Source organism: Streptomyces sp. TRM68367 (genome assembly GCF_014495685.1).
Lineage (GTDB): Bacteria > Actinomycetota > Actinomycetes > Streptomycetales > Streptomycetaceae > Streptomyces.
In genome coordinates this window covers 30,849-31,174 of the sequence record NZ_JACTVI010000095.1, presented here as the reverse complement: position 1 = coordinate 31,174, position 326 = coordinate 30,849, and the positions used below count along the sequence as shown (strand labels likewise).

1 protein-coding gene is annotated in these 326 nt (G+C 70.2%); it reads right to left on the bottom strand.

Translation table 11 applies throughout. The annotated features are described in order from the left end of the window. Positions 1 to 326, bottom strand: a 326-nt coding sequence (locus tag H8R17_RS36815) for a helix-turn-helix domain-containing protein (protein WP_316959637.1), incomplete at both ends; no start/stop codon positions are given.

Here is a 326-nt window from a genome sequence, read left to right as displayed (position 1 = left end):
GACCCGGGCCATCCTGGGGTTCTCCTCGTTCACCTTGGCCAGGACCTCCATCTGGAGTTCGAGCTGGCGGCGGGCGGGGGCTCGGTGGACGCCGTCATCGCCCAGCCGGGCGGCCACGACCTGCCGGCGCTCGACCGCCCAGGCATCCAGCATGTCGCGCTTGCGGGGGAAGTGGTTGAAGACGGTCCGACGGGCAAGGTCGGCACGTTCCGCGATCTGGTCGATGGTCGTCGCGACATAGCCCTGTTCGGCGAACAGCTCCAGGGCAGCACCCAGGATCGCGGAGCGGATCCTCTGCCGCTGGCGCTCCCTGCGGCCCATCGGCT